We start from the raw sequence: 20,470 nt of genomic DNA, 5'->3' as shown, positions 1-20,470 counted from the left end.
GGAGCCGATATGATCTCAAGGAAAGCGGAGAATTTCAACCCCGAAAACGTCGGCTTCCGCACCATGAAGCTGGAGGACATCCCGGATATTATGGTCATCGAGCATGAATCGTTTACGTTGCCCTGGAGCGAAGAGGCGTTTCGCAACGAATTGACTCATAATCATTTTGCCCGCTATTTGGTGATGGAATATAACGGCCAGCCGATCGGCTATGCCGGCATGTGGACGATCGTGGATGAAGCGCATGTGACGAATATTGCGGTGAGAACCGCATACCGCGGGTTGCATTTGGGGGAAAAGCTGCTCCGCCGCATGATGAAATGGGCGGCCGAGCTCGGCATGGTCCGGATGACGCTGGAGGTTCGCGTTTCCAACGAGGTAGCGCGTTCACTCTATGGAAAAATGGGCTTTTCCCCTGCAGGAGTAAGAAGAGGGTATTATTCCGATAATCATGAGGATGCGCTCATTATGTGGTGCGAGCTGCCGAAGCGGCCGCACCGGGCAGGGAACACGGAAGGAAGCGAATGGTATTGATGCAGGAACAGGATTGTTATATTTTGGCGGTGGAAACGAGCTGCGACGAAACCTCCGCCGCCGTCGTCAAAAACGGGACCGAGGTCCTCTCCAATTTGATCGCCAGCCAGATCGAAACGCACCGCGCCTTCGGCGGCGTGGTGCCGGAGGTGGCCTCGCGCAAGCACGTGGAGAGCATTACGCGCATCCTGGAAGAAGCGGTTCGGGAGGCGGGTATCCCGCCGGAGTCGCTGTCCGCGATTGCCGTTACGGAGGGGCCTGGGCTTGTGGGCGCGCTGCTCGTCGGGATTATGGCGGCCAAGAGCCTCGCTTTCGCCCTCGAAAAACCGCTGATCGGCGTACATCATATCGCCGGGCATATCTACGCCAACCGCCTGATGGAGGACATTTTGTATCCTTCTATGGCGCTCGTCGTTTCCGGCGGACATACCGAACTGGTGCTGATGGAACGCGAAGGCAGCTTTAAGCTGCTGGGCCATACCCGCGACGACGCCGTAGGGGAAGCTTACGACAAAGTGGCCCGGGCGCTCGGTTTTCCGTATCCGGGCGGACCCTATGTGGACAAGCTGGCCGGCGAAGCGGAGGAGGCCGAGGAGCTCCCGCGGGCGTGGCTGGAGCCGGATTCCTACGATTTCAGCCTGAGCGGATTGAAATCCGCCGTGCTGAACGCGGTGAACCAGCACCGGATGCGCGGGGAAGACGGCTATCAGCCGGCCATTGCCCGCGGGTTCCAGGAGTCGGTGATCGAAGTGCTGGTGGAGAAGGCAGTACGCGCGGTACGGGCGACCGGTTCGCGCCAGCTCTTGCTTTGCGGCGGAGTCGCCGCGAATCGCGGCCTTCGTTCCGCGCTGACCGAGCGCTGCGCCGGCGAAGGGATATCCTTGATTATTCCGCCGCTGGCTTATTGCACGGACAACGCGGCTATGATCGGCGCCGCCGCTTACCTGAAATGGAGAAGCGGGGAATTTTCCAGCCTTGGGCTGAAGGCCGAGCCTTCCTTGTCGCTGGAGGGCTGGTCCGTTCAAACGGATAACTAACTCCATATAAAAAAACAGCTGTGCCATAGACCGTTGCCGGATATTCTATGGTACAGCTGTTTTTGCGTGGTGCCGTTCGGCAATGAATCCTAGCGGTTTTCCCCCGCATTCGCCGCTTCGGCCGCGGCCGCGGTTTCTTTGATGCCGGGGCTTAAGACCGCTGCCGAAGCAGCGGAGGCGCCGCCGCTCATTTTGCTCGTTCCTTCAAAAATACTGCCCTCTTCAACGGAAAGCGCCGCGGTTACGATATTTCCGTAAAGCTTTCCTTTGGACGTGATCGACAGCTTGTTTTTGGCCTGTACATTGCCGTGGACTTCCCCGGCGATAATGATGTTTCTGGCCAGAATGTTGGAGTGAACCAGCCCCTTCTCCCCGATCGTAACGTCCCCTTCGCATTCGATGTCTCCGGTAATTTGACCCTCGATGCGCACGCCGGCCTCCGATTTGATTTTTCCTTCAAAAACGCTGCCTTCGCCAATCAACGTGTCGGTCGTGTTCGGGTCGAGCCTCTCGGGCTGCTGCCTATTGCCTCTTAGTTTCATTTTTGATCTTCCTCTCCGGGTTTTCTTAAATACAGCTCGGGATCAACCGTAGCTCCGTTCTTCTCTACTTGAAAGTGCAAATGGGGCCCCGTGCTTCTGCCGGTCGAACCCATTTCCGCGATCTTCTCGCCCTGTTTGACGGAATCTCCTTTTTCCGCTTCGATTTTGCTTAGATGCATATAGATGGTGCTGAGTCCCGAAGGATGGGAAACCGTTATGTAATTGCCCCGTGCGCTGTTGTGTCCCGCATCCGTCACTGTGCCGTCCGCGGCGGCATATACCGGATCCCCGACCCCGCCGCCGATATCGAGACCTTTGTGCAGCTCATGCCCCCTGCCGTCAAAAGGGTTGTCCCGTTCACCGTATCTGGACGTAATCCGGACCGATTCCGTGGGCCAAAAAGTCGGGAAAATGAGCATCATTTTTTTATACTGCTGCAGCGATGATTTGGCCAGTTCCAGCCGCTGCTGCAATTTCGGCAGTTCGTTTAACGAGCCGGTGATGCTTTTCTTCGTTTCCTCCACGAGGGAGGCGATGTCCTGTTCCATTATAGGAACTGCGTCGCCGCCAACGCCTCCCGCCGCCAAAGCTTCCGTAGCGGTATTTTTGGATAAAGAGGCGGAATTGACGTTGGTTCTCTGGATGATGCCGTCTTTGGTGATCGACTTCAGTTCGGCCTCCAGCTGTTCCAATTCACTCATTTTCGCTTCGATCGTTTTGGATTTTTCGGAAAGCTCCATCAGCTCCGACAATAGCCGGTCAATCTCCTTCTCCTTGTCGACGAATAGGTTCGACGAATCGGAAAGCTCCGCCTCCAGCGAACCGATGCGGCTTGTGTGGCTGCGATTGACGGCAAATAAGGCCAACACTGAGCCAAGCAGCAGGGCTGCGGCGATCAGAACGGCTAACATATGAGTAAAATGAAATTTAAAGCGAAATACGGGATTTGTACCTTCGGGTACGACCAGCATGGTATATCGCCGGTTTAACTTTTTCTTGAATCTTCCCCTCATGTCATCCTCCTGTCATTCTAGCGCCGATATATCTAGTAGGACAAAAGTCATTATTTCTACTTGCCCCTACAATTATTTCGGCAAAATGTTCCAAATTCCTCCATTGTGAAAAAAATTGCTCTTTTTTTCACCATTCAAGCAGGATTTTGTCGAAGGCAAGTGAATGTGCTCATCCGGCTGGTGTATAATGATGGAAGTGCGAGCGGGCATTCCGCCGGGGTGCCGGGATGGGAGGAACATGGTGAAACCGGTTAAAAGGTCAAAATTTCGAATTTGGTTAGGAACTTGTTTCTATCGGACTCAGCGTTACCTGAATTGGTGGTTTGGTCCGGATAAGCTGGCCAAACAGCGGATAACCGAACTTTTTCCCCACCGGATTTTTCAGCATCAAACGGTTTTGCTTAGGCAGCTCAAGGATGTCGATATGCAACTGCAATACAACAAAATAATTAACCTCAAGCTGGCGGTGAAGAACATTGACTGGCTGATCATCCGGCCGGGGGAGACCTTTTCGTTTTGGAGAACGATAGGCAAACCGACGCGGAAAAAAGGGTACGTAAACGGCATAGTATTGCACTACGGGAAATTCAAGCAGGGAATAGGAGGCGGTTTATGTCAACTAGCCAATTTGCTTTATTGGATGGCGTTGCATTCACCGCTTGAAATAACGGAGCGCCACCGCCACAGCTATGACGTATTTCCCGATTCGGGAAGAACCCAGCCCTTTGGAAGCGGAGCCACCTGCTCCTACAACTACCTTGATTTAAAGCTGTATAACCCCGGTCCGGAACCGCTGCAGCTCCACGTTTATTTAACGGAGCGGTATTTGGCCGGAGAAGTCAGATCCATGAAGGAACCGCACTATCGCTATGAGGTTTATGAAAAGGATCACCGGATTTCCCAGGAATATTGGGGAGGTTACATCCGGCATAATTTGCTGTTCCGGCGCACCTACAACCTTGCGGGTGAAATAATGCGGGACGAGTACGTCACGGAAAACCATGCGTTGATGATGTATGAGCCGCTGCTGGAGTCCGGAAGCGGAGGCAAGAATGCCGCCGAACCCTCCAATGGAAGGAGTCGGGTTATGTGAGCTACAAGAACGCGTTTATTCGGGTTTCTCCCGATTGTCCGGCGGATAGGGCCGTTGTTCCGGAGGCGGGCAAGAAGGGAAAACCGATTCATATGATCCAGTACGAGCTGCTGTCGCAGGCGCCTTACCGATACAATCATGAGGAACTGATTTTCGAGGTGCATATCCGCCATAAAGGCATTTCCGAGGAAGAACTCTGCGAGCGCAGACAGGAGATTGGGGACGAATTGTTCAGCAAACCGCACGCCTGCATGCGGGCTTCGGCCCTTCCGAAAAAATACGGATGGGGCGTGCATTACGATGAACATGGAAAAATCGCCTTATACGGCGTGGATTCCCGCGAATACCGCGAGTTCTGCGAAGTGCAGGACGGCCGGGTCAAGCTGCTTGACGGGATGCGCAGCAGCCGGAAGTAGCGAGCAACCAAAAAGGAGAAGGAGAAACGAAACATGGAAGAGATCAACGGCAAGTTAATTACGGTGGAAACGCTGCGGGCGGATATGGTTAACCTTGGCGTTCGGGAGGGAGCGACGCTGCTCGTACACTCCTCTTTTAAATCGTTAGGGGAATGGGTGTGCGGAGGGCCTGCCGCCGTCGTGCTTGCCCTGGAAGCCGCGGTGGGGGAAACGGGCACGATCGTGATGCCGACCCATAGCGGCGATTTGACCGACCCGTCCGGCTGGGGGAATCCGCCGGTGCCTGAGGCGTGGTGGGAGGCGATCCGCGAGCAAATGCCCGCGTACGATCCGTCGCTAACGCTTCCGCTCAAGATGGGCGTCATTCCGGAAACGTTCCGCAAGCAGGAGGGAACCCTGCGCAGCGGGCACCCGCTTTATTCCTTTGCCGCCCGGGGCGCTCGCGCGGATCGCATCGTTACGGCGCATTCCCTGGCGTACGGGCTTGGAAACGAGTCGCCGCTGGCCCGGATTTATGATCTGCGCGGAGACGTGCTGCTGCTGGGCGTCGGGCACGGCAACAACACCTCCATCCATTTGGCGGAATGCCGGTCCGATTATCCGGGCAAAACGAAGCTCATCAACAAGGCCCCGATGAATGTTAACGGCGTAAGACGTTGGGTCGAGTTCCCGGACGTCGCCTACGATGCCGACGATTTTGAACAGCTGGGGGCGGATTTTGCGCAGGATACGGGGTTGGTGAAAAAAGGAAAGATCGCCGGGGCCGAGGCGATGCTCATGCCCCAGCGCGATTTGGTCGACTATGCCGTCGAATGGCTTGCAAGCCATAGAACGGAGCTGGAAGGATAAGCTAAAATGGTTTGGCTGCCGGTGCGATCATTCGGCGGGGAGCCCCGCTTCCACATCGCCATCCCAATTCAGCATGCCTCCCCTGTAGTTGTGAACCCGTTCAAAACCGTTATGCCGGAAGAAGCGTGCTACCTCAAAACTGCGGCTGCCGCTGCGGCAGATAAACACGTATTCCTTGCCCGGATCGAATTCCTCCAGCCGGTGCGGGATTTCGCCCATCGGGATCAGCGGAACACCGGGAATGTGGCCGGCTTCGTATTCGAAAGGTTCCCGGACATCGATAATGATCGTTTGGTCATCCGGGTTTTGCAGCAGGTTCTTCAGTTCATCCGAGTTGATATGGGAAATGCCGTCAATGATTTCGCTCATGAGTAGCGCCTCTTTTCATTAAAAATGTATATGCCTGGTTCGGCGCGGCATTAATGGAAAACGTCCATGCTCAGATAACGTTCGCCGTTATCGGGAGCGATGCACAATATGCGTTTGCCGGCTCCAAGCTTTTTGGCAAACTGCAGCGCCGTCCACACCGAAGCGCCGCTGGAGGGTCCGACGAGGATGCCTTCCAGGGCCGCCAGGCGCCGGACGGTGTCCAGCGCAGCTTCATCGCTAACCTGGACGATTTCGTCATATACTTCGGTGTTCAGAATCGGCGGGATGAAGCCTGGGCTTGTTCCAACCAGTTTATGCGGCCCCGGCTGCCCTCCGGACAGCACGGGCGAGCCCTTGGGTTCGGCGACGACGATGGAGATGCCGGGAATACGCTCGCGCAAATATTCCCCGGTCCCCGTAATTGTCCCGCCGGTTCCCGCGGTGGCGATGAATAGATCCAATTGTCCTTCCATTTGTTGTACGATTTCCGGACCGGTCGTCAGCCGGTGGACTTCGGGGTTGGCCTCGTTTTGAAACTGCTGCGGCATAAAGCTGCCCGGGATTTGAGCGTGAAGCTCCCGGGCTTTTTCGATTGCCCCGGGCATCCGCTTCGCGGCCGGCGTCAGCACGACTTCGGCGCCATAGGCTTTAAGGATGGCGATCCGCTCCTTGGTCATGTTATCCGGCATGACCAAAATCGCTTTATAGCCTTTGGCCGCCGCATTCATCGCCAGGCCGATGCCGGTGTTGCCGCTGGTCGGCTCGATGATCGCGGCCCCTGGCTTCAGCAGGCCGGCCCGTTCCGCGGCCGCGATCATATGGAAGGCGGCGCGGTCTTTGACGCTCCGGCTTGGATTGAAATATTCAAGCTTCACAAATACCTCGGCATCCTGCTCTCCTGCCAACCGCCCCAGTTTAACGGCCGGGGTGTTTCCGATCAGCTCTGTAATATGATTTACTGCTTTGCTGGACATGTCGTGGCGGCACCTGCTTTCCGATACCCGTTATTTTTAATCCATTTTGATCTGCAACTGTCTTCGCTTATTGTATCGGGTTTCAGGGCATTTGGGCAACTCGAAGTAACAAAAGTCACTGCGCAAATAGGTCCTCTGTGTTAATGTACACGCACAGCGTAGAAGGGTTCGGCGAGAACTCTTCTTTTTTTTACACACATGGACGAAAAAGGGGGCTTAAGTTGGCGAGGATTTCAAACAGGTCTGTCGGTACTGCAAAATAATGGCGGGGAAACGGCAAACGAGGAGAATACAAGAAGGAGAAGACAAGCGAGGAGACGGCAGCAAGGAAATGGAGCGGGCTAAGGCAGGGCAGATACCGTAAAGCTGCCGCTGCCCGCACCGCTATTTTACCGGCATTTCCGGCATTACCAGCTAGATAAGGCGGAGCGTTTCCACGTATCTTTGGCAACGCAAACGTAGACATAATTTTCGTCCCAGGCGATTTCCCCCGGGTTGCCCGGCGCATTGGCGGAGGCGGGAGTCCGGGATTGCTGGACCCGGATGCTGTCGCCGTTTACGTCGAGCGCCGCTTGCGGGTCATTGGTTCCGATCCCGACATGGGCGTCGTCGCGTTTGATCGTCAGAGCGCTGTCGACGGCCTCTCCCTGATCGGAATAGCGGACGATATTCAGGTCGGCCCCGGAGTTGTTCCCTTTTTGCTCCGCGCTATTGGCCCGAATGCTCCAAAGCGGCGTCGTGGCGTTATCCTTCCCGTTTTTGGCAAATTCCAGAACCCGGTTTCCTTCCCCGGCAACCCGCAAAATCCCGTTCATTACGTTGAAGTTCGAAGAATGGGTGCGAATCTCGGCGACATCGGTATCATAAGGAATTTCAAAACGGGTGAACAGCTGGTCCTTATACTCCCCGTCAGGGGACATCGTCGTTTCGATCGATATATGCTTATGATCGTGCTGCTCCGGGTTGTTGGCCTTGTCGTGCGAGATGATGGCGGTCTTGTCCTTCCCTTCTTCATTGGCCCAAGCGATGGCCGGTTTGGCCCGCTCCGCCGTCCATTGCAGCCGGATCAAATCGGACAGATGGCCTTCCTCCGCAACCCACTTTTGGTCTGTCGACAAATGAATCCGCTCGTTTAGAGGCAAAGCGAGCCCTCCGCCCGGGAGCTTGGATTCCGTAAAGGCTGGAGCCGTGGATGAAGCGTCTTGCGTCGCGCCAAGCACCTGGCAGCCTCCCAAAAAAGCGAGGCCGGCTCCCAGTGCGGCCAGTGAAGCGGCTTTGACAAGTTTCATTCATTTCTCTCCTTTTCGGCAATCTTTTACAGCTTTCTCTAGTTTTGCTCTATTCGATCATAAAGAGTTTAAAACCGGGAGGGCAATAGGCATTTCGGATGGTTTGCAGGCGGGATGCGGGCGGTGAAACGGTTTAACGGAAAAAGCGGGAAAAAAGAATCAGTAACTTGACAGTAGGAATTAGCATGAAAACGAAGACCGAGGCACCGAAATTCACAAAGTATGTCATTTTGCTTACGCTAAATCCCGGGAAAAGCCTTGACGAGGGGCTGATCCGCGAACATGTGGCCCATTTAAGGGAACTGGATAGGCTGGGATATTTGGTCATGTGCGGTCCGTTTACCGATTATAAAGGCGGGATGATCGTCATCGAAGCGGACACGATCGAGCAGGCTCGGCAAATCGCCGGACAAGATCCGTTCGTGAAATCGGGAGCCGAGAACTATGAGCTTCGAACCTGGGAGATCTCCTGTGAAGAAAACCGGCATTTGGGAATGGGATAATGGAAGGGGAAGAAAAAAGTCTGATTTTGTCAAGATGTGGACAAGGTTATCCACAGATTGTTGGCTAAATTTATGAAAGAAAGATGAAAGCTTGTCCGTCAACTTATGAATGCGGATACGAAAAAAGCCCCGGTTTGTTTTCTGAAAACTGTGGATAATGTGAATAAGTTGGTGGATAATTAGGCGTTTTTGTGAAAAAACCTAGTTAACCTGCAAAAAAAACGGCCCTAAGGGCCGTTTTAATGTGAAAATAATTCAGGATAATGTGGATAAATTTGTGCATAATTCGCTTTATTGTTTTCGTTTTGTAAAATAAAAAATTTTTGTGAAGGTGTTGTAAAATCCATTTTACGCTTCGGCTAAAGTTTCCCATTCCTCATAAGCGGAAGACAACTGCTCCTTGTGCCGTTCGATGGCCGATTGGCGTTCCTGAACCGCCATGTAATCCTGGTAAACCTCAGGCAGCGCAAGTTCGCTCTCCAAAGCGGCGATGTCGCCTTCCAGCTTAGCGATCGTTTCCTCCAACTGCTCCATCCTCCGCTGCCGGTTGCGTTCTTCGCGTTTGGCCTGTTTGTCGGCCTCGTACGAAGCGGCTCCCGTCTTCTGGGAAGCGGAGGCCTGTTCGGGCGCAGGAACGGCCCGGTTGGCCGCGCCCGGTTTAACCTCGCCGGCTCCGGCTTTTTCCGCGGCAAGCTCCGCAAGTTCCTGTTTTTTCGCCAAATAGTCGTCATAATTGCCCAGGAAATGCTCCGCTCCGTTCGGATGAAGCTCCACGATGCGCTCCGCGATTTTGTTCAGGAAATAACGGTCGTGGGATATGAACAGCAGCGTTCCGTCATATTCGAGCAAAGCGGACTCCAAAACCTCCTTGCTAAACAAATCCAAGTGGTTGGTCGGCTCGTCGAGAATCAGGACGTTCGCTTTTTGCAGCATCAGCTTGGCCAGGGCGACCCGGGCTTTTTCGCCGCCGCTTAGCGCGGCTACCTTCTTCAGCACGTCTTCGCCGCTGAACAGGAAATTGCCGAGCACGGTGCGGATGCGTGCCTCTTCCATATGGGGGAAGGCGCTCCACAGTTCTTCAAGCACCGTATTGTCCGGATTCAAGTTGGTCTGCTCCTGATCGTAAAAGCCGATTTTCACCTTAGCGCCCCAGGTGATTTTGCCGGCCGCAGGCTTCAGATCCCCGGTCAGCATTTTGAGCAGCGTCGATTTGCCGATGCCGTTGGGGCCGATCAGAGCGACCGTCTCGCCGCGCTGCAGTGAGAAGGAGACGTTTTGAAACAGCGGTTTTTGCTTGTTTTCGAACGAATATGCAAGATGATCGGCCTGCAGCACGTCCTTGCCGCTCATAACCTCGGCTTCAAAGGAGAAGCTGGCCCGTTTCAGATCGCCCTGCGGGCGGCCGATGACGTCCATCTTTTCCAGCATCTTGCGCCGGCTCTGGGCCCGTTTGGTCGTAGACGCTCTAACGATGTTCCGCTGAATGAAAGCTTCCATCCGGGCGATTTCGTCCTGCTGTTTTTCATATTGCTTCATTTGGCTCTCGTATTCCGCCGCCTTGAGTTCGATAAACCGGCTGTAGTTGCCGGTATATTTACGCGATTGATGGCGTTCGATTTCAACGATGGAAGTGACCAGCCGGTCCAAAAAATAACGGTCATGGGAAACGACCAGCAATGCCCCGGAATAATTCCGCAAATAATCCTCCAGCCAGGTCAGCGTTTCGATGTCCAAATGGTTAGTGGGTTCGTCAAGCATCAGCAAATCGGGCGCTTGGAGCAATATACGCGCCAGCGCCAGCCGGGTCCGTTGCCCGCCGCTTAACGTGGAGATGACGGTGTCCGGCGGGAAATCGCCGAAGCCCATGCCGTGCAGGACGCTGCGGATGCGGGTCTCGATCTCGTAGCCGCCGTGATCCTTGAACCAGTCCGATTTCAGCGCGTAGCGGTTGAGCAAATCCTGATGCGCTTTCTCGTCCCGGGCCAGCTCCGGATCGGCAATCTGCTCCTCCATCCGCCGCAGCTCGCGCTCCGTTTCGATCAACGGGGCAAATACGGCGAGCATTTCCTCCCAGATGGTGCGGTCCGACTGCAGCCCGCTGTTTTGCGCCAGGTAGCCGATCGTCGTTTCCTTCGCTTTGAATATTTGACCGCCGTCATAGGATAATTCACCGGCTAAAATTTGCAGAAATGTCGACTTGCCGGCGCCATTGACGCCCACGAGACCGATGCGGTCACGTTCCAGCACCTGCAGGTTGATTCCCTCCAGAACGGCGGTTACTCCGTATAATTTTGTGATGTTTGTGGCTTGAAGCAGCATATCCGATTCTATCCTCCAAAAACATTATCATTAGAATATGAACATTATTGTATATTTAGTGTACATGAAACGAACGTTAATTGCACCGCTCATTGTGGGAGAACGTATGGCCGGGTTGCCTTTTCCGGTTTAGTTTTCATTTTCATATAACAATGATAAACTAGTTCATAGAGAATACTCGACTTTTTTTGCCATGATCAATGATGAAATCGTACTTTTGCCGTGAACGGAAGGGGATAAGGAATGGAGCTTGCGGAAGCGAAACAAGAGCTGCGCCGGCGGATGCTCCAAGTTCGGGCAAGCATTCCCGAAGCTGCGAGAGCGGAGCAGTCGGTTGCCGCGGCCGCCCGGGCCGAGCGGGACGTGCTGAAACCGCTTCGCGGGCAGCGCGGCGGCCGGCTTAACGTAATGTGTTACGTGTCTTTCCGGGATGAACCCGACACGCGTCCGCTGATCCGAAGCTGCCTGGCGCAAAGCGATCGGATGCTCGTCCCCAAAATTCGCGGGAACCGCACGCTTGCCCTGCACGAAATCAGCGCGGAAGAAGCTTTGCTTCCCGGCACCTGGGGCATTCCCGAACCGGGGGACGAAACGCCGGTTTGGCCGCCTGCCCGGTATCCGGAGATCGATCTTATCCTCGTTCCGGGGCTGGCCTTTGATCGCGGCGGCGGACGGATCGGCTTCGGTGCGGGGTATTACGACCGGCTGATCGGAGATTTGGCGGAGCGCAGCGGGGGAACGGGCCGGGTGGTCCTGGCCGCGCTGGCGCTTGAGGAACTGATCGTTCCCGGCAAGGTTCCGATGGAGCGGCATGATTTTAAGCTGGACCTGCTGTTTACGGCTGCCGGAACAATATATATGAAGGAAAGTAGTGATAAGCTTGATGAACTCGGAATCGGGCCAAGGCATGACTCACTTTAACGAGCAGGGAAGAGCCCGTATGGTGGACATTTCCGGCAAGGCGCCGACCGTCCGCGTCGCCGTGGCCGAAACGAAGATTTCGATGCTTCCCTCCACGTTTGAGGCGATAAAACAAGGCCGGATCGGCAAAGGGGACGTTCTCGCCGTTGCCCAGGTGGCCGGGATTCAAGGGGCGAAACGGACGTCCGAATGGATTCCGATGTGCCATCCTCTGCCGCTGACGGGCGTGGATATCGCGTTTTCCGATAACGGGCGGGACGAGCTGTATGTGGAGGCGACGGTAAAAACGGAAGGGAAAACCGGCGTTGAAATGGAGGCGCTAACAGCGGTTTCCGCCGCGGCGCTAACCGTGTACGACATGTGCAAAGCGCTGCAGAAGGATATGGCGATCGGCCCGACGCTGCTTCGCTCGAAAACGGGCGGAAAAAGCGGGGATTACGTCCGGCCGTGAAGGCTGGGGAGGACTTAAAAATTTAAGCACACGGAACTCGCATTGATGATCCCGGCATGACCGTACTGAATTTGGAGTTCCTACAATGGATAAGGAGGGTGACTTCATGGTTTGGAAAACAGCGATCCTTACAGCAAGCGACAAAGGGGCCAGAGGCGAACGTGAAGATACGAGCGCCCAGGTTATCCGCGAGCTGGTGGAAGAGGAGTTGGGCGGCGAAATCGTAGAATACCGGATCGTTCCCGATGAGCCGGATGAAATTATTGCGGCTTTGATTGAAATGACCGATTATTTTCATGCGGACTTGGTATTCACCACCGGGGGGACGGAGCTGGCGATCCGCGACGTTACGCCCGAAGCGACGAGACGGGTCATCGAGCGCGAGGTTCCGGGCATGGCGGAAGCGATGCGTTACGCGGCGATGCAAAAAAATCCGGCGGCGATGCTGTTCCGCGGGATTGTCGGCATCCGCGGCCGCACGCTGATCGTCAACCTGCCCGGTACGCCGAAAGGTGTGCATGAAAATCTGGCGGCCATTATGGAACAGCTGCCGGAAGCGCTGCTAATGGTAACCGGTCAATTCCGCCTGTAATCGACCGCACTTTTACCGTCGTTTTTTGCTTGAATGTAAAATATATGGACTGTAACTGTGACATTCGTTATGGTATGATGTGGGCGTGTGGTTAAAACATGTTATATCCCTGCCTATTTTGGACGTAGCGAAAGGAGAATATAGCGATGAGCGCAGGCGGATTTTTATTGATTGTCATCGCGGCTTTGCTGCTGTTTGGACCGAATAAATTACCGGATTTGGGACGGGCCGTAGGCCGTACGTTCCGGGAGTTCAAAGAGGCGACGCGGGACATTGTGGACGATGTGCCGGAAGCAAAGCGGACGGAAGCGGCCCCTGCCCGCGCCGAAAGCCCTAAACCGGAGGACCGCCGGCTGCCGGAATGAGCTCAAGGCGGGAAAAGGAGGACGGTTGATGGCTGAAGAGCAGGAGATGCAGAGCATCGTCGACCATCTGTCGGAGCTGCGGCGGCGGTTGATGCTGGTCTGCATCGTTTTTGTCATCGTGCTGGTCGGCGCTTTTTTTGTGGTCGATCCGATTTATCATTATTTGACGACAAACGCCATTTCCGGCGCGAAAATCGAATTGAACGCCTTTTCGTTTTGGGACGGCGTCGGCGTCTACATGAAAATCGCGATGCTGGTGTCGCTGGGGATTACGCTCCCGTTTACACTGTACCAGGTCTGGGCGTTTGTCAGTCCGGGGCTGAGGCCGGCAGAACGCAGAGCGACCGTGAAATACATTCCGTTCGTATTTATCTGTTTTTTGGTGGGGCTCGCCTTTGGTTATTATGTCGTATTTCCGTTGGCGATGTCGTTTACGGGGTCGCTCAACAAGCAGCTTGGCCTGGTCGAAACGTACGGCATGGCGGACTATTTCAAATTCATGATGAACCTCGTTTTGCCGATTTCGCTGTTGTTCGAGCTGCCGCTTATCATTTTGTTTTTGACGCAGCTGAGAATCGTAACGCCGAAGCTGCTGCGGAAAATGCGCCGGGTCGCTTATTTCGCGCTGGTCGTTATTTCGGTGATGATCACTCCCGCCGATTTATTCTCCGCCTTTATGGTGCTGATTCCGCTCGTTATTTTGTATGAGCTGAGCGTGCTCTTGTCGCAGCGGGTGCATAACAGGATCGTGGCGGCGGATGCGGAGCGGGCGGAGAAATATAAATAAGGAAACGCGCCTTTGAGATGGGGCGTGTTTTTTTGTGCATGCGGTTGGTGTTGCGGCAGGTTGGGGAAGGGGCAGAGGCAGAATTTTGGTGGGAACGGTGATTAAGCATCGAGGGGGAGGGAATCAAGCTTAAAAATACTCCGCCGAGAAAATCATATTAGAGGATATTGCAAAGGCTGGGCAACTGAGTATCAGGAATATTTTTCCAACTCATAGGATACAATGGGAAGGGCATCTCCACGCCCGTAAAATATAGAAAAAAATTGCATAAAGGAACTTGAAATCTGTCCGCAAGTTGAGTAATATAAAAGTGGTTGTTAGCACTTGAACAGATCGAGTGCTAATACATATGACCTTACAAACCCTTAAACCAACATATTCAAAGGAGGCTGTTTTTTCATGATCAAACCTTTAGGTGAACGCGTTCTGGTACAACCGATCGAGCAGGAGGAGACAACGGCATTTGGCATCGTGCTTCCGGATACGGCCAAGGAAAAACCGCAGGAGGGCAAAGTAATCGCCGTAGGCAGCGGTACTTTGAAGGACGGGGTGCGCGTTCCGCTTGAAGTTAAAGAAGGCGACCGCGTGCTGTTCTCCAAATACGCAGGAACCGAAGTGAAATACGAAGGCAAAGAGTATTTGATTATGAAAGAAAGCGACATTCACGCGATCATCGGCTAAGAACAGCAGCTAGGTGAAATTTAGCCGAAATATACGAATGAATTTTCATCCAACATTTTCAGGGAGGTAATCTAATCATGGCAAAAGAGATCAGATTCAGTGAAGACGCCCGCCACGCAATGCTTCGTGGGGTTGACGCTTTGGCGAACGCAGTAAAAGTAACGCTTGGACCGAAAGGCCGCAACGTGGTGCTGGAGAAAAAATTCGGCAGCCCGCTGATCACGAATGACGGCGTAACGATCGCTAAAGAAATCGAACTGGAAAACGCTTTTGAAAACATGGGCGCCCAACTCGTTAAAGAAGTAGCTACCAAAACGAACGACGTTGCCGGCGATGGTACGACGACCGCTACGGTTCTGGCGCAAGCGCTGATCCGCGAAGGTTTGAAAAACGTTACGGCAGGCGCCAGCCCAATCGGCCTGCGCAAAGGGATCGACAAAGCGGTTCGCGCGGCTGTTGAAGAATTGAAGAACATCTCCAAAACGATCGAAGGCAAACAATCGATCGCGCAAGTTGCCGCTATCTCCGCTGCTGACGAAGAAGTCGGCGAACTGATCGCCGAAGCGATGGAAAAAGTGGGCAAAGACGGCGTGATTACCGTTGAAGAATCCCGCGGTTTTGCCACCGAACTTGAAGTGGTGGAAGGGATGCAATTCGACCGCGGCTATGTATCTCCTTACATGATCACCGATACGGACAAAATGGAAGCCGTACTCGACAATCCTTACATTCTGATCACTGACAAGAAGATCAGCAGCACACAAGAAATCCTGCCGTTGCTGGAGAAGATCGTGCAACAATCCAGACCGCTGTTGATCATCGCTGAAGATATCGAAGGCGAAGCGCAAGCGATGCTGATCGTGAACAAGCTGCGCGGCACGTTCAACGCGGTAGCCGTTAAAGCTCCTGGCTTCGGCGATCGCCGCGAAGCGATGCTGCAAGACATCGCCGCTCTGACGGGCGGTCAAGTGATCACCGAAAAACTCGGCCTTGACCTGAAGAGCACGACTGTGGATCAACTCGGTAACGCACGTCAAGTTATCGTTACGAAAGAAAATACGACGATCGTGGACGGCAGCGGCGACAAAGCCGACATCCAAGCTCGCGTCAACCAAATCCGCGCGCAACTGGAAGAAACGACTTCCGAGTTCGACAAAGAAAAACTGCAAGAACGTCTGGCTAAACTAGCCGGCGGCGTAGCGGTTGTTAAGGTCGGCGCGGCTACGGAAACCGAGCTGAAAGAACGCAAACTGCGCATCGAAGACGCCCTGAACGCAACGCGTGCAGCCGTTGAAGAAGGTATCGTATCCGGCGGGGGCGTGGCTCTCGTGAACGTATACAATGCGGTGGCTTCCGTTCAAGCTGAAGGCGACGAAAAAACCGGCGTGAACATCGTGCTTCGCGCACTGGAAGAACCGGTTCGCACGATTGCCGCTAACGCCGGCGAAGAAGGCTCCGTGATCGTGGATCGCCTGAAGAAAGAAAAAGTGGGTATCGGCTACAACGCCGCTACCGGCGAATGGGTGAACATGATCGAAGCCGGTATCGTAGACCCTGCTAAAGTTACTCGTTCCGCGCTGCAGCACGCAGCTTCCGTTGCTGGTCTGTTCCTGACGACCGAAGCGGTGATCGCCGACAAACCGGAACCGGAAAAACCAGCCGCTCCGGACATGGGCGGAATGGGCGGCATGGGCATGATGTAATAAGGGCCCCCCGCCCTTATTATCAAAAGTTTCCGTAAACGGAAATGCCGTTTAACCACATAAAATATTAAAAAAAGCTTCTCCGGGCATATGCTCGTGAGAAGCTTTTTTGCGAACATTATAGCATTTATAACTCAACTTTCGCAGAGCAAAAATCAGCTTGAGTCCCTGAGCTAGAGGTGTTCAAAGAATTAAGATAGGCGGACGGAAGAGGTGTCTGGCTCAACCTTATAATCCTTGCTTGCCAGTCAAGTCGAAAACCGCTCGTGGCAAGAAACGCGGAAGGCCGTTGAAAGCTTGAGGACAGGGAAGTGGGGTGGGCGTGGGCGGTAGATCAACACTTGCTGTCCGGAGACTTTGCACGATTATCCCGTTTGATCAGGCAGCTAAGAGTTGATCATGCATCAGAGAAACAGACAAGCTCGGGAGAAGAAAATTTGGTAGAGAAGCAGATAGGTTCGAGATAATTTAGACGGCTTAGGAGAAGGAATCAGGTTTAGGGTAGGTGAAATAGACCGGACAAGAGATCAAGGCAGGAGATCAAGGACCCATTAAGTTGATCTGCATCAAACTCCTCCTAGCGTTCAAGCGCCACGATTCAGGCCGCAGCCGCAAGGGGCTGATTCGGTTGGCGTGCGACCAGCTTACGGTAAGGGATCGCCGGAATCGCCACACACATTTGCAGCAACTTCTGCCGCATCGTTTCTTCCGCTCCGGGCAGTCCTCCGGACAGGCGCAGCCGGCGGCGTCCGGTGTACTCGTTCAGGTACGCCTGCAGATGCTTCAGTCCCAAGGCTCCATACGTACTCTTCAGCGATTCCCACGCCTCTCTCACCACTTTCCGCAAGGGCGCATACAGCCGAAAGGCCTGAAGAAACAACTGTACCGCCGATGTATGGACATCCACATGCCGGCTAATAAACGCGGTTTGATCGTGACGGCTTGCCCTCTTTTCGCCTCCCCGCTTATGCGGTACCAGGCGGATTTTGACCTGCTCCGGCTCGCCCGACTCCGTGACCGTGCAGCCGGCCACGACCGCCGAGGTGTACGGATGCGAAAGCTGACACCGGGACGGATTACGCCCATACTGATCGCTGTTCACCTTCACGTCTCCGGAGAGCAGTTCCCGGGCATCGAACTCCCCCACGGCATGGCGTATTTTGTGCAGCATCGACCAGGCGGTCTTGTAGGCGACACGGATCACCTTGCTAAGCCGCAACGCTGAGATGCCGCCCTCCAGCAGGAACAACTCCAGCACCTGAAACCACTTCACCAAGGGGAGATGCGTTCCTTCAAAAATCGTGCTGACCAAAGGTGATGTTTGATGCTTGCACTTTCCGCACTCGAATAAGGGGATATGCCGGGAGGTGAGACGGCTGCACCGGGTGTGAGCGCAGCGCGGGCAGACAAAGCCGTTTGGCCACTTCATCGCGATTAGCGCTTCCATGCAGTCCTGCTCGCTGTTAAAACGGCTGCTGAATGGCTGAAGTTCCGTTCCCGTATTGACTTCCATATTCGCTCGCCCCCGAATTAAAAATATACGAACATAGGTTCCATTTATTTCATTATACCAAACGTACGTTCTCCTATCAAGCCGAAAATCTCACTTGAACCGCCTCATTTTTTCCTCAGCATTTTTGTGTTTTTTCTTCTCTTTTTTTGGAACCCTTGACTTGCTCTAGCCCCACCCCTGCTCCCTGCTCCTTAACGAAGGGGATAATCGTGCAAAGGCAGACAGCAGGCAGGGACACCACGACACGAACACCACGACACGAACCTTTTAGATAGCCCCTCACCAGGCGTCGATTTGTGACACGGCTCGAAACGGCTACGGTGCAAAAGGTAGATACGCTGCCCCCGCCGGATCGTGACGCTTCCACATCGTTAACGCTTCCTCAACGAAGCAGCCCTGCTGCATCAAGGCTTGTCTGCCGTTTTTTTGCCGCGAAAGTTGAGTTATAACCTGTGTGAAAAGAACTATACTAATAGAACGAATGGATACGTCCTTTCAGATCGTCAATCACCCCAACTAATTGTCATAGAAAAGACATAAAACATCGGTTATTTATGATTATTATCACTCGGATGGGCTATATAAAGAATCAACAGTTATAGCTTATGATGCTATTGGGATATTTTGTGAGAGGAGTGTCCGAATAGGGAGGAAAAGATGAATGTCAAAAGTAAATTCATAATTTTTATTCTGTCCGGCGTCTTTCTGCTAGGTTATCCATTTTGGGATACGTCCGCTGTATATGCCTCCGATGGCGATAACGGGTTTTTACATGAATCCGCTCCTTCTCTGCAGGATATCGTTGATCAAGCCAAACCGGGGGACCGCATTGTGTTGCCGGAAGGGAACTACTCGGGACCGGTCCTTATTAATAAGCCGTTAATCATTCAGGGGTTGGGCAGGGCGACGTTATTAAATGAAGAATCCGAATCGGCGATGACGATACAAGCTGACGGGGCAACGGTTGAGGGACTGCGCATTTTTCAGAAACAAGCCGGGGAAGAGCTGGCGGCCGTCGATGTACGAGGTAACAACGTAACCGTACAAGATTTGCGGATTACCACCCGCGGATTCGGAATTGTCCTGCGCGATTCCAATGACGGCGTGGTGACAGGCAACTTCATTTCTTGGGACAGAAGCCTGGGGACCGCCAAGATGGGGCAAAAAGGCAATGGGGTCGATCTGTACAATGCGGATAATACCGTCATTGAACAAAATAAAATCGTGAATATGAGAGACGGTGTATATCTGGAGGACAGCAAGAACTTGGACATCACGGGCAACCAAATTTTCGGCTCACGCTACGGCATTCATTGCATGTATATCGATGGAACGAAAATCGTCGGAAATCGGGGTGAATTTAACATCACTGGGGCCATGATTATGGGGGTTAGAGATGTGCTGGTCTCGGACAATTCCTTCGCTAAACAAAGCGGCAACGTCAATGCGCAAGGCATTTTGCTTTATGATGTGCAAACGTCCCTGGTTGAGAAGAATGTGGTGGACGGAAACCGGGTGGGATTGTATCTTGAGCAGTCCAGCCGCAATGAAATAAGAAACAATTCGATATACCGAAATTTTGTAGGTATCCAGTTTGTTGATGCGGAAAACAACCTCATTCATGAAAACGATTTTGTAGCTAATGTGATTGAGGCGGAAGCGGCGGACAGCCAAATAAACCAAATGGAACGGAATTTCTGGGATTCGTCCCGTGTCTTGGACTTGAACAATGACGGGATTAGCGAAATCGCCTATTCGATCAATCCGTTTTACCGGGAGTTAACCGCCAAAGATTCCGCCTTTCAGCTTTTTTTCCAGTCGCCCGGGATCAGCTTTTTAAGCGCTATGTATGAGAATGATCGGACCAGCTGGACTACGGACAGCTCACCGCGCATGAATCTGAATACGCCGGTGATCACCGGGGATTCATCAGCGGAGGGGGAATATATTTCGGGCAAAAGCTTCATGCTCATCGTGGCTTCTTTGCTGTTTTTCACATCGGTAATAACCATAATCTATGCGGGGGTAAACAAATCATGAAAAAGGGATTCGCTGCTTTAAGTTTAATTTTGATCGCTATGCTTGCGCTGGCCGGCTGCGGAAAGAAGGCGTACACGGCGCAGCCCGTCAATGAGGATGTCGATGTTTGCGTCATTTGCAACATGCAGGTCAAGGACGATGCCTATGCCACCCAGATCGTGACGAAGGAAGGCAAGAGTTTGAAATTCGATGACATTGGATGTATGAATGAATGGAAAAAGCAAAACGGTACGGACGATATCGGAATGGATTTTGTACGCGATTACAACGATAAAGCATGGATCGAGTTTGCCAAGGCGACATACGTCTATGATCCTTCGATCCGCACGCCCATGGCTTACGGGATCATTAGCTTTAAGGACAAGGCGTCCGCGGAGGCATTTATCAAGGAGCAGGGCGTGGGACGATTGTTAAGCGCGGCGGATCTGAATAATCACACCTGGGAGCAAAGCAAAGGAATGATGGACATGGGGTTATAG

General features: G+C 53.4%; 22 protein-coding genes. 15 read left to right on the top strand and 7 right to left on the bottom strand.

The features are described 5' to 3' along the window. The first annotated feature begins 9 nt into the window (after positions 1-9). Both rimI and tsaD read left to right on the top strand, forming a co-directional pair. Positions 10-534 (top strand): ribosomal protein S18-alanine N-acetyltransferase, encoded by a 525-nt coding sequence (rimI, locus tag DYE26_RS15615; protein ID WP_036625274.1) that lies wholly within the window; start codon positions 10-12, stop codon positions 532-534. Further along, on the top strand, positions 525-1,571 hold the full coding sequence (tsaD, locus tag DYE26_RS15610) for a tRNA (adenosine(37)-N6)-threonylcarbamoyltransferase complex transferase subunit TsaD (RefSeq protein WP_036625272.1): 1,047 nt from the start codon (positions 525-527) through the stop codon (positions 1,569-1,571). Before rimI ends, tsaD begins: the two co-directional genes overlap by 10 nt. Positions 1,572-1,660: 89 nt before the next feature. Here tsaD and DYE26_RS15605 read toward each other — a convergent pair whose 3' ends face one another. Both DYE26_RS15605 and DYE26_RS15600 read right to left on the bottom strand, forming a co-directional pair. Continuing rightward, positions 1,661-2,113 carry a bactofilin family protein gene (locus tag DYE26_RS15605; RefSeq protein ID WP_036625270.1) on the bottom strand — a complete coding sequence of 151 codons (453 nt, stop codon included), beginning with the start codon at positions 2,111-2,113 and terminating at the stop codon, positions 1,661-1,663. After that, positions 2,110-3,126 carry a M23 family metallopeptidase gene (locus tag DYE26_RS15600; protein ID WP_036625268.1) on the bottom strand — a complete coding sequence of 339 codons (1,017 nt, stop codon included), beginning with the start codon at positions 3,124-3,126 and terminating at the stop codon, positions 2,110-2,112. Before DYE26_RS15600 ends, DYE26_RS15605 begins: the two co-directional genes overlap by 4 nt. A gap of 238 nt (positions 3,127-3,364) precedes the next feature. Here DYE26_RS15600 and DYE26_RS15595 point away from each other — a divergent pair, with 238 nt between their 5' ends. Genes DYE26_RS15595 through DYE26_RS15585 form a run of 3 tightly spaced genes read left to right on the top strand, consistent with a single transcriptional unit; the run spans position 3,365 to position 5,484 of the window. Continuing rightward, positions 3,365-4,219: a VanW family protein gene (locus tag DYE26_RS15595; protein ID WP_244927436.1), complete on the top strand. Its 855-nt coding sequence runs from the start codon at positions 3,365-3,367 to the stop codon at positions 4,217-4,219. Beyond that, positions 4,216-4,635 carry a DUF6157 family protein gene (locus DYE26_RS15590; RefSeq protein WP_036625266.1) on the top strand — a complete coding sequence of 140 codons (420 nt, stop codon included), beginning with the start codon at positions 4,216-4,218 and terminating at the stop codon, positions 4,633-4,635. The genes DYE26_RS15595 and DYE26_RS15590 overlap by 4 nt, the downstream gene beginning before the upstream one ends. A gap of 33 nt (positions 4,636-4,668) precedes the next feature. Further along, positions 4,669-5,484 carry an AAC(3) family N-acetyltransferase gene (locus DYE26_RS15585; RefSeq protein ID WP_036625263.1) on the top strand — a complete coding sequence of 272 codons (816 nt, stop codon included), beginning with the start codon at positions 4,669-4,671 and terminating at the stop codon, positions 5,482-5,484. A 27-nt stretch (positions 5,485-5,511) separates the two neighbouring features. On the opposite strand, the gene DYE26_RS15580 is transcribed toward DYE26_RS15585, so the two are convergent. From DYE26_RS15580 to DYE26_RS15570, 3 genes are all read right to left on the bottom strand, one after another. Beyond that, positions 5,512-5,853, bottom strand: a complete 342-nt coding sequence (locus DYE26_RS15580) for a rhodanese-like domain-containing protein (protein ID WP_036625261.1) — start codon at positions 5,851-5,853, stop codon at positions 5,512-5,514. 50 nt (positions 5,854-5,903) lie between these two features. Beyond that, on the bottom strand, positions 5,904-6,827 hold the full coding sequence (gene cysK, locus DYE26_RS15575) for a cysteine synthase A (RefSeq protein WP_036625258.1): 924 nt from the start codon (positions 6,825-6,827) through the stop codon (positions 5,904-5,906). A gap of 407 nt (positions 6,828-7,234) precedes the next feature. Next, positions 7,235-8,116 carry a hypothetical protein gene (locus DYE26_RS15570; RefSeq protein ID WP_036625256.1) on the bottom strand — a complete coding sequence of 294 codons (882 nt, stop codon included), beginning with the start codon at positions 8,114-8,116 and terminating at the stop codon, positions 7,235-7,237. A 185-nt stretch (positions 8,117-8,301) separates the two neighbouring features. Between DYE26_RS15570 and DYE26_RS15565 the strand changes: the two genes are divergently transcribed. Further along, entirely contained in the window at positions 8,302-8,619 is a 318-nt protein-coding gene (locus DYE26_RS15565; protein ID WP_051985659.1) for a YciI family protein, read from the top strand. A 348-nt stretch (positions 8,620-8,967) separates the two neighbouring features. Here DYE26_RS15565 and DYE26_RS15560 read toward each other — a convergent pair whose 3' ends face one another. Beyond that, complete coding sequence (locus DYE26_RS15560) at positions 8,968-10,938, bottom strand: ABC-F family ATP-binding cassette domain-containing protein (protein ID WP_036625255.1); 1,971 nt, start codon at positions 10,936-10,938, stop codon at positions 8,968-8,970. Between the two features lie 243 nt (positions 10,939-11,181). Here DYE26_RS15560 and DYE26_RS15555 point away from each other — a divergent pair, with 243 nt between their 5' ends. The 7 genes from DYE26_RS15555 to groL all read left to right on the top strand — a co-directional run bounded on the left by DYE26_RS15555 (position 11,182) and on the right by groL (position 16,438). Continuing rightward, positions 11,182-11,859 (top strand): 5-formyltetrahydrofolate cyclo-ligase, encoded by a 678-nt coding sequence (locus tag DYE26_RS15555; protein ID WP_036625251.1) that lies wholly within the window; start codon positions 11,182-11,184, stop codon positions 11,857-11,859. Next, positions 11,822-12,310: a cyclic pyranopterin monophosphate synthase MoaC gene (gene moaC, locus DYE26_RS15550; protein ID WP_240534173.1), complete on the top strand. Its 489-nt coding sequence runs from the start codon at positions 11,822-11,824 to the stop codon at positions 12,308-12,310. Before DYE26_RS15555 ends, moaC begins: the two co-directional genes overlap by 38 nt. Before the next feature lie 106 nt (positions 12,311-12,416). Continuing rightward, positions 12,417-12,902, top strand: a complete 486-nt coding sequence (locus tag DYE26_RS15545) for a MogA/MoaB family molybdenum cofactor biosynthesis protein (RefSeq protein ID WP_036625245.1) — start codon at positions 12,417-12,419, stop codon at positions 12,900-12,902. A gap of 146 nt (positions 12,903-13,048) precedes the next feature. Continuing rightward, a complete protein-coding gene (locus tag DYE26_RS15540) occupies positions 13,049-13,267 on the top strand; it encodes a twin-arginine translocase TatA/TatE family subunit (protein WP_036625242.1) in 219 nt (72 codons plus the stop codon). Positions 13,268-13,295: 28 nt separating this feature from the next. Continuing rightward, a complete protein-coding gene (gene tatC / locus DYE26_RS15535; protein ID WP_036625240.1) occupies positions 13,296-14,054 on the top strand; it encodes a twin-arginine translocase subunit TatC in 759 nt (252 codons plus the stop codon). A 399-nt stretch (positions 14,055-14,453) separates the two neighbouring features. Next, a complete protein-coding gene (gene groES / locus DYE26_RS15530) occupies positions 14,454-14,735 on the top strand; it encodes a co-chaperone GroES (protein ID WP_036625239.1) in 282 nt (93 codons plus the stop codon). A 77-nt stretch (positions 14,736-14,812) separates the two neighbouring features. Continuing rightward, the gene (gene groL, locus DYE26_RS15525; RefSeq protein WP_036625237.1) at positions 14,813-16,438 is read left to right on the top strand and encodes a chaperonin GroEL; all 1,626 of its coding nucleotides are present in this window, start codon (positions 14,813-14,815) and stop codon (positions 16,436-16,438) included. A 598-nt stretch (positions 16,439-17,036) separates the two neighbouring features. Here groL and DYE26_RS15520 read toward each other — a convergent pair. After that, entirely contained in the window at positions 17,037-17,951 is a 915-nt protein-coding gene (locus tag DYE26_RS15520; protein WP_051985658.1) for a transposase, read from the bottom strand. Between the two features lie 657 nt (positions 17,952-18,608). Between DYE26_RS15520 and DYE26_RS15515 the strand changes: the two genes are divergently transcribed. Together DYE26_RS15515 and DYE26_RS15510 are read left to right on the top strand one after the other, a co-directional pair. Next, on the top strand, positions 18,609-19,991 hold the full coding sequence (locus DYE26_RS15515) for a right-handed parallel beta-helix repeat-containing protein (RefSeq protein ID WP_036625235.1): 1,383 nt from the start codon (positions 18,609-18,611) through the stop codon (positions 19,989-19,991). Continuing rightward, positions 19,988-20,470 (top strand): nitrous oxide reductase accessory protein NosL, encoded by a 483-nt coding sequence (locus tag DYE26_RS15510; protein WP_082207901.1) that lies wholly within the window; start codon positions 19,988-19,990, stop codon positions 20,468-20,470. Before DYE26_RS15515 ends, DYE26_RS15510 begins: the two co-directional genes overlap by 4 nt.

It is taken from the genome of Paenibacillus macerans (assembly GCF_900454495.1).
GTDB lineage: Bacteria > Bacillota > Bacilli > Paenibacillales > Paenibacillaceae > Fontibacillus > Fontibacillus macerans.
Note: the sequence above shows the minus strand (reverse complement) of the source record. Positions and strands in the feature narration are given on the sequence as shown.

Bases quoted from the DNA above. Each gene is read 5' to 3' on its own strand.
- DYE26_RS15560 (WP_036625255.1), bottom strand. From the start codon at position 10,938: ATGCTGCTTCAAGCCACAAACATCACAAAATTATACGGAGTAACCGCC.
- DYE26_RS15515 (WP_036625235.1), top strand. From the start codon at position 18,609: ATGAATGTCAAAAGTAAATTCATAATTTTTATTCTGTCCGGCGTCTTT.
- groES (WP_036625239.1), top strand. From the start codon at position 14,454: ATGATCAAACCTTTAGGTGAACGCGTTCTGGTACAACCGATCGAGCAG.
- tsaD (WP_036625272.1), top strand. From the start codon at position 525: ATGGTATTGATGCAGGAACAGGATTGTTATATTTTGGCGGTGGAAACG.
- rimI (WP_036625274.1), top strand. From the start codon at position 10: ATGATCTCAAGGAAAGCGGAGAATTTCAACCCCGAAAACGTCGGCTTC.
- DYE26_RS15585 (WP_036625263.1), top strand. From the start codon at position 4,669: ATGGAAGAGATCAACGGCAAGTTAATTACGGTGGAAACGCTGCGGGCG.
- cysK (WP_036625258.1), bottom strand. From the start codon at position 6,827: ATGTCCAGCAAAGCAGTAAATCATATTACAGAGCTGATCGGAAACACC.
- DYE26_RS15545 (WP_036625245.1), top strand. From the start codon at position 12,417: ATGGTTTGGAAAACAGCGATCCTTACAGCAAGCGACAAAGGGGCCAGA.
- DYE26_RS15520 (WP_051985658.1), bottom strand. From the start codon at position 17,951: ATGGAAGTCAATACGGGAACGGAACTTCAGCCATTCAGCAGCCGTTTT.
- DYE26_RS15555 (WP_036625251.1), top strand. From the start codon at position 11,182: ATGGAGCTTGCGGAAGCGAAACAAGAGCTGCGCCGGCGGATGCTCCAA.
- DYE26_RS15570 (WP_036625256.1), bottom strand. From the start codon at position 8,116: ATGAAACTTGTCAAAGCCGCTTCACTGGCCGCACTGGGAGCCGGCCTC.
- DYE26_RS15565 (WP_051985659.1), top strand. From the start codon at position 8,302: ATGAAAACGAAGACCGAGGCACCGAAATTCACAAAGTATGTCATTTTG.
- DYE26_RS15605 (WP_036625270.1), bottom strand. From the start codon at position 2,113: ATGAAACTAAGAGGCAATAGGCAGCAGCCCGAGAGGCTCGACCCGAAC.
- DYE26_RS15580 (WP_036625261.1), bottom strand. From the start codon at position 5,853: ATGAGCGAAATCATTGACGGCATTTCCCATATCAACTCGGATGAACTG.
- groL (WP_036625237.1), top strand. From the start codon at position 14,813: ATGGCAAAAGAGATCAGATTCAGTGAAGACGCCCGCCACGCAATGCTT.
- DYE26_RS15540 (WP_036625242.1), top strand. From the start codon at position 13,049: ATGAGCGCAGGCGGATTTTTATTGATTGTCATCGCGGCTTTGCTGCTG.
- tatC (WP_036625240.1), top strand. From the start codon at position 13,296: ATGGCTGAAGAGCAGGAGATGCAGAGCATCGTCGACCATCTGTCGGAG.
- DYE26_RS15595 (WP_244927436.1), top strand. From the start codon at position 3,365: ATGGTGAAACCGGTTAAAAGGTCAAAATTTCGAATTTGGTTAGGAACT.
- moaC (WP_240534173.1), top strand. From the start codon at position 11,822: ATGAACTCGGAATCGGGCCAAGGCATGACTCACTTTAACGAGCAGGGA.
- DYE26_RS15600 (WP_036625268.1), bottom strand. From the start codon at position 3,126: ATGAGGGGAAGATTCAAGAAAAAGTTAAACCGGCGATATACCATGCTG.
- DYE26_RS15510 (WP_082207901.1), top strand. From the start codon at position 19,988: ATGAAAAAGGGATTCGCTGCTTTAAGTTTAATTTTGATCGCTATGCTT.